Genomic DNA, 7,087 nt, shown 5'->3' with positions numbered 1-7,087 from the left:
AGTTTGGACAGTGGTGGCGCGGGGTACGATGACGAGTTCTACGGCGCGGCGCAAATCTTCGGCGTTAACTTCTGTGCGTCCTTCGATGGCGGCGGCGGCTTTGGCGACGCGACAGGCGAAGATTTCGGCGCGGTGTCCCTGGACTCCGCCGCGCAGGGCTTCTTCTACTAGGTAGGCAATTTGTTCGCGGCTGATGGTGACATCTTTGAGCCATTCTCTGGCGAGGATGATTTGGGTTTTGAGGTTGTCGGTGTCTTCGGTGTATTGGTTGAGAAATTCTTGGGGGGAACTGGAGTAGGATAGGGCTTGTTCTACTGCGTATACTCTTTCTTCTAGTTCGAGTGCTGCGTCGGCGGAAAGTACGATCGCGATGCGATCGAGCAAATGTTCTCTGAGCGACCCTTCTTCGGGGTTGTAGGTGGCAATGAATAGAGGTTTGCAAGGGTGTTGGAAGCTGATGCCTTCGCGTTCTATTTGGTTGCGACCTTCGGTTAATACTGTTAGCAATTGGTTGGAAATGTTGTCATCGAGGAGGTTGATTTCGTCTACGTAAAGTACGCCTCGATTTGCTTGGGCCAGGAGTCCGGGTTGAAATACGGTTTTGCCAAATTTTACTGATTGTTCGACATCGACGGAACCTAAGAGTCGGTCTTCGGTGACACCCAAAGGAATTTGAATGAAGGGTGCGGGAATAATTTCTGTATTTGGGGAATTAGTATTTGTGGTGTGGGCATCTTGCCCGTTTTCTTCTAATATAAAAGATGTCTGTTCTGCAATGTTTTCATCGGGTTCGGCGTTGCAAAAAGAGTCTTTAACAATTTCAATTGGTGGCAGTAGGGAATGCAGGGCGCGGGCCATTACTGATTTTGCGGTACCGCGGCGACCGGCGATCGCAACTCCTCCCAATCCGGGATCTACTGCTGCTAAAAGCAGGGCTAATTTGATTGCTGCTTGCCCGACTACGGCGGTGAGGGGAAAGGCTGTTGTTGAAGGGCTTAGGTTGGCTGCGGGCATAGGATTTTCTGATGTTCGGATCTAAAATTTTGAACTTAATTTTTAGCTTACTACTTGAAGTATTTTAACTTCTAAAGGGAGAATTACGGTAAAAGTTGAGCCGACTCCGATTTCTGATACTACCTCTATTTGACCTTGCAAAAGCGTGACTAGCCGCGATACTATGGCTAATCCCAGGCCGGTGCTGTCGGGGGGATACTGCTGTTTGCGGGCTTCTCCTGCTTGAAAAAAGGGGTCAAAGATGCGGTTGGTATCTTCGGGGGCGATGCCGATACCTGTATCTGTAATGGCGATCGTCCAATTTGCTTCTCCAGCGCGGCGGCAACTTAATTCAATGCTACCAGATTCTGTATAGCGAATGGCATTACTCAGAAGGTTGGTGACAATTTGTTGCAGCCGCTGTCCGTCGGCGACTACTTGTTTGGGGGCGCAGTCGCTGGTAACAGCAAGCTTTAGTCCTTTAGCATCAGCAATTGGCTGCATCATTTCTACTACGGTGTTAATTAGAGATTGTACATTAGTTTGCCGCAGGTTAAGTTTAATTTTGCCGGCATCGGCGCGGGCAAGTTCTAGTGCGTCGTTAATCAGGCGCAACAACTGTCTGCCGTTACGCAATACTCGCTCGATGTGTTCGATGCCGGGGAGGGTATCTTTGATTTCTGTTTGCGCCCTTCCTTTTCGCAAAAATAGCTCTGAATAACCGATGATTGAGTTGAGAGGTGTTTTGAGTTCGTGAGCTAAATAGGAGAGGTTTTCTTGGTTGACGCTGACGAGGCGATTGAGTTCTTGATTTGTGAGTTGTAACTGACTTTGGATTTGTTGGAGTTCCCGAAGCTTCTGAGCGACGTAGCTATTGAAACACTGGGCAATTGCTTCGTCTATTACGGCATCGATGAGGCGAAAAGCTTTGAATACTTCGGCAGTGGTTCCTGCTAGCAATTCTGCTTCTAATTCTGAGAATATTACTTGACGCAATAAATGGTATTCCCTGGCTACTTCTGCGGAGTCGTAGCCTTGTTCGGCTCTAAGAAGTCCGTGATCTAAACTGGCTTCAATTATTACGTTTATGTCGCTGTTGCGATATTGGGAAAGCAATGCGGCCATCGCCGCCAACAAATGGGGTATGTGATTTTCGATCGCTGAGTGCGGTAAGGTGTCAGCACTTTCAATGTTCCGATCCTGACGTACTGCTTCAATCCAGTTTTTGAGGATCGTATCGGTTTTGTCGGCGAGCATTTGGCTGTAGTCCATGATGTCTCCGTGGGGGTTGAATTTGGCAGATGTTGCCCATGCTTTATTGTAGTTGAGCGATCGCCCGATCGCCATACCAAACTTCGGGCGATCGCAACCCTGCTAAAAGAAGTAGTTTTGAGGTGATTTTTCCCCCGTGCTGCTCTCTCCATGATTAGATCCCAGCTTTTTTTTGCCAAAAGTCACACTTAAACCTCTTGACAAAACAGCCTAAAAGTAGTAAGTTCGCTGACAATCAGAGGTTTTAATTTTTAAGCTTTAGTTTTGTCAGGGGACTAAATGGAAAACGTGCAAGCTGCGATCGCTGCGGCAACATTTATCGGTGTAGTTTTCTTAATAATTACAGAATGGATACACCTGACAGTTGCGGCATTTTTGGGGGCGCTGATTCTAGTTTTTACCCACGTGATGACGTTAAATAATGCGATCGAATATATCAGTCGCAGTCACGGAACCCTGGGTTTATTTTTCGGAGTCATGGTCATGGTGAGAGCCTTTGAGCCGACCAAAGTATTCGATTATTTGGCAACTCAAATGGTGCTGTTGGCGAAAGGAAAAGGCAAAAATTTGTTGCTGGGCATTGTGGCGATTACTACCCCGATTTGTGCAGTTTTGCCCAATGCTACCACAGTCATGTTGCTAGCACCATTAATTCCGCCAATGGCGCAAGAAGTGGGTGTAGATTTTGTACCCTTACTAATTTTAATGGTATTTGTAGCCAATAGTTCGGGACTGCTGACAATCGTGGGAGATCCGGCGACATTCATTGTAGGCGATGCGATTAATATGAGCTTTGCCGATTACCTGGTGAAATTAAGTTTGGGCGGCGCAATTGCAGTAGGAGTAATAGTCATTCTTCTGCCGTGGTTGTTCCCCGAAATATGGCACAAAGAATTAGAAGATTTGGCACACTTGCCACATCCCAAAATTAATCACCCGCGAGTTTTAGCAGTGGGCGGCTTAATCATAGCTTTTGTGCTGCTATTTTTTGTTGTGGGAGAGTCTCTGCCCGTGCCACTTTCACCAGCAGCCGTTGCTTTGTTGGGGGCGGGTTTGGCAATGCTTTTAGCTCACCACTCCAAAATAGATTCTGTTAACAATATTTTGCGGGATTTAGATTGGAGTACGCTGCTATTTTTCATGTCTACTTTTGTACTGATTGGGGGTTTAGAAAAAACTGGAGTGATTGCCAGTATATCGGGAATTCTAGCAGTGATTTTGGGTAAAAATATTTTTTTGGGTTCGCTAAGTTTGTTATTTTTTGTGGGTTTAATGTCGAGCGTGGTGCCGAACATTCCGCTAGTAGTGGCGATGGTGCCTTTGCTCAAACAGTATGTTGTTAACATCGGGTTAGCCCCTGTGGAAGTCCTAGAACCCAATTTTGCAGGGCAGTTTCCTCTGGAGGTATTACCGCTGTTTTATGCGATGATGTACGGGGCCACTTTAGGAGGAAATGGCACTTTGGTAGGAGCTTCTTCTAATATAGTCGCAGCAGGAATTTCGGAGCAGTACGGACAGCGGATTTCTTTTCAAACCTTTCTGCGTTACGGGCTTCCGGTGATGGCGGTACAATTGCTGGTGGCTGCTGTTTATGTAACTATTCGGTTTTTGATTTGAAGAAGTTATGGGTTATGGGTTATGGGTTATGGGTTATTGGTTATTGGTTATGGGTTATTGGTTATGGGTTATTAGTTATTTGTTGTTAGTCAACAGTTAACAGTCAACATTCAACATTCAACATTCAACAGTCAACATTCAACAGTCAACATTCATGAGGAGTCCAACCACAATTGATATCAGGTATCTTGCGTGCCCAATACTGGTTTTGGGAGTTGCTATTAATTAATGTTCGCACGCTCAAATGCTGAAAATAATACCAATTTTAAAAAAGAATGCAACAGTGTTCTTGTCCCCCCCCTTTACAAGGGGGGGCTAGGGGGGGTCGAAGAGTGTTGCACGATTTTAGAAAAATGGTATAATAAGCTGAGATGCTCCTGCGGGTAAGGCGCACCCTAGATAATAGTAGTAATAATAAATCCGGCTTCAATACTTCCTTTATTTCTTAATTCCTTAGTCTCTTAAAGAGGGACAAGAGGCTGAGTTTTGTGAAGGTGTTGTCAGTGCTTATCTGAGCACAGACAGTTCATTAACTAATTTTATCCTACCCCGACACACAGAGCGCAGGATGCGATCGATCGAGCATTTCTCTTCCTCCGTCAAAGTCTCGTCAAAAATAGCGGCCATCAAACCGTAGCGATCGGCCAAAGTAATGTAGCCATTATAATTCACTTCGGCGAACAGCTCGCCCAAAGCAGATGGAATCAGGTTGACAGGAGTTTGCATAGAGATTGACTCTCAACTTGACGCTAGGGCGATCGCACTTTATCTGCAGTCACAGAGGGCGATCGCACTTTCATAGTTTCTATGTAAATTTTCTTAAAATCAGTGACACCAAACAGCCAAAACTTGTGACAGCAACCAACAGAATTTGTGAACTAAATCACATTCAATATGTGCAAATTATGCCGTCCTTTGCAGTTGCGTTAAAGCGCCAACAAAACAACTGCAAACTTAACTTTTTCTAAAGATTGTAAATCGGCACTTCTTCCACCGGTTCAGCCAACTCAAACTTAAACACCCGGGAATAGAAATAAAACTCCCCATCAAGAGTTCTCTTAATATTTTCAGCGCGGCGAAAACCGTGCTGTTCCCCCTCATAGGTAACGTAAGCAACCGGCAAACCTTTAGCTTTCAATATCTCTACCATCATTTCCGCTTGATTCGGCGGAACAACCTTATCTTCCAATCCTTGAAAAAAGATTACCGGACAAGATAAACGTTCAGCAGAATGAATCGGAGAACGTTCTACATACAAATCTTTGCGTTCTGGATAAGGCCCAATTAATCCATCAAGATAGCGCGCCTCAAACTTGTGAGTATCAGTAGCCAAAGCCTCCAAATCGCTAACCCCATAATAGCTAGCACCGGCCTTAAACACATCCCGGAAGGTCAGAGCGCACAGAGTAGTGTACCCCCCTGCACTCCCTCCGGCGATCGCCATTCTTTCGCCATCAACCAAATTTTTTGCAGCTAAATATTTAGCACCATTAGCGCAATCATCAACATCAACAATTCCCCAACTATTTTGCAATCTTCTTCTGTATTCTCTACCGTAACCAGTGCTACCGCCGTAATTAACATCAAGCACAGCAAAACCGCGACTCGTCCAATATTGAATTCTCAAATTCATACCGCTAGAAGTAGCAGCAGTTGGGCCGCCGTGACTTTTGACAACCAGCGGCGGTTTTTCACCCGCAGGTGCAGCAAAATCTTGATTTTTCGGGGGATAGAAAAAGCCGAAAGCAGTCAAACCGTTTTCCGTGGGAAACTCTAGCATTTCCGGTACAGAAAGATAACCAGAATCGATACTTAAATCGCTCGATTTTCGCAAAATTTCCCGTTCGCCACTTGCTAAATTTAATTTAACAATAGCAGTAGATTCAGTAGGCGAACCCGCCAGAAAAACCACAGTTTCTCCCTGCGCTTTCACCGACGAAATATCAGTATAAGGCAGCTCAATTTTTGTTAGCTGCTTTGTCGTCAAATCGAGACTGGCTAAATGCCACTTACCTTGCTGAGTGTAAGTACAAATAATTTTGTTTTCGGAAACAACCGCATAGGTAGACATTCCAAAAACCCACTGAGGAAGACCGAATTCAGCCGCCATTTCGCACAGAGGTTCGACTTCTGGTTTTTCTTGCAAGCTGAGATTAATAGTTCTGTAAAAATTCCACCAGTTCGACTTGTCAGAAACAAAATACAAAACTCCATCGGGCGACCATTCCGGTTGAAAAATCGACTCGTCAGCGCCACCAGCTACTAAATATTTTTCGCCTAAAGAACCGCCACTCTTAATTTCTGCTACCCACAATTCTGTCCCATCCCACGGCATATTTGGATGGTTCCAAGAAATCCAGGAAAGTCGAGAACCATCGGGACTCAAACGAGGAGAAGCATAAAAATCGTTACCTTGAGTTAAGATTTGAATATCTTCGCCGTTATCTAAATTAATGCTAACAATAGTGTTGACAGATTCCCCCTCACCGGCACCGTCTTCGCGCACGCAAATCAAGCGATTTCTTTGCCGGTCAACAATCATATCTGCGTAGCAATTCTTAGCAGCAGGTGTGAGAGGTGCTGGTTGAGAATCTAATGCTTGACAATAAATACGTTGGTCGGCAAAATGAGAGAAATACACCACACCGCCGGCTACTGCAAACGAACCGCCGCCGTATTCGTGAACGCGAGTGCGAACGTTGAAAGGCTGGGGCGTTACATCAGTTATTTTACCGTCTGGAGTGCGCCGCACAATGACACTTCTACCCGCTTCCGACGGTCGTCCTTCTACCCAGTAAATATCCGATTCGTCCATAGCAATTTGTCCGAGTCCGACAGTTCCCGAAACAATTAAATCTGAGGTGATGGGAGATTTCCAAGAGCCGTAAGGCGATGTGGTATTCATAAAGTACAGACAGTTGTGTTTTGAGAACGAAAAAATTAATATAGCAGTTTTAAATCTGATGAAATAGAGGACGCGGTAATGCTGTTTTTCTACCCGACTCTGTACTTCAGTCAACTCAAAACCGCTATCTTGGTATTTTACCAGAAATAATTGGTTTAAAGCCTCTCCTTTTTCTGGGGGGGTGACAAAGAGGTCTACGAGATAGACTGTATAAGGGTTGCAGCCCGCATACCTTGTTGATAAAAGCGGCGTTTAGAAGGACTTAACTTCATTAACTGTTCCACATCGAAAGAATATTGT

At 45.2% G+C, this 7,087-nt stretch carries 5 protein-coding genes; 1 reads left to right on the top strand and 4 read right to left on the bottom strand.

The features are described 5' to 3' along the window. Together AACV78_RS15780 and AACV78_RS15775 are read right to left on the bottom strand one after the other, a co-directional pair. A partial coding sequence (locus tag AACV78_RS15780) for a magnesium chelatase ATPase subunit I (protein WP_194074416.1) occupies positions 1-1,014 on the bottom strand: 1,014 nt, incomplete at its 3' end. A gap of 42 nt (positions 1,015-1,056) precedes the next feature. Further along, positions 1,057-2,340, bottom strand: coding sequence for a sensor histidine kinase (locus tag AACV78_RS15775; protein ID WP_339383669.1), 1,284 nt, complete (start codon positions 2,338-2,340; stop codon positions 1,057-1,059). 204 nt (positions 2,341-2,544) lie between these two features. Between AACV78_RS15775 and AACV78_RS15770 the strand changes: the two genes are divergently transcribed. Beyond that, on the top strand, positions 2,545-3,882 hold the full coding sequence (locus AACV78_RS15770) for an ArsB/NhaD family transporter (protein ID WP_194012884.1): 1,338 nt from the start codon (positions 2,545-2,547) through the stop codon (positions 3,880-3,882). 507 nt (positions 3,883-4,389) lie between these two features. Here AACV78_RS15770 and AACV78_RS15765 read toward each other — a convergent pair. Both AACV78_RS15765 and AACV78_RS15760 read right to left on the bottom strand, forming a co-directional pair. After that, on the bottom strand, positions 4,390-4,608 hold the full coding sequence (locus AACV78_RS15765) for a hypothetical protein (RefSeq protein ID WP_194012885.1): 219 nt from the start codon (positions 4,606-4,608) through the stop codon (positions 4,390-4,392). A 238-nt stretch (positions 4,609-4,846) separates the two neighbouring features. Beyond that, positions 4,847-6,787 carry a S9 family peptidase gene (locus tag AACV78_RS15760; protein ID WP_194012886.1) on the bottom strand — a complete coding sequence of 647 codons (1,941 nt, stop codon included), beginning with the start codon at positions 6,785-6,787 and terminating at the stop codon, positions 4,847-4,849. Positions 6,788-7,087 lie beyond the last annotated feature (300 nt).

The sequence above is a fragment of the Tychonema sp. LEGE 07196 genome (assembly GCF_963890365.1).
Lineage (GTDB): Bacteria > Cyanobacteriota > Cyanobacteriia > Cyanobacteriales > Microcoleaceae > Microcoleus.
Note: the sequence above shows the minus strand (reverse complement) of the source record. Positions and strands in the feature narration are given on the sequence as shown.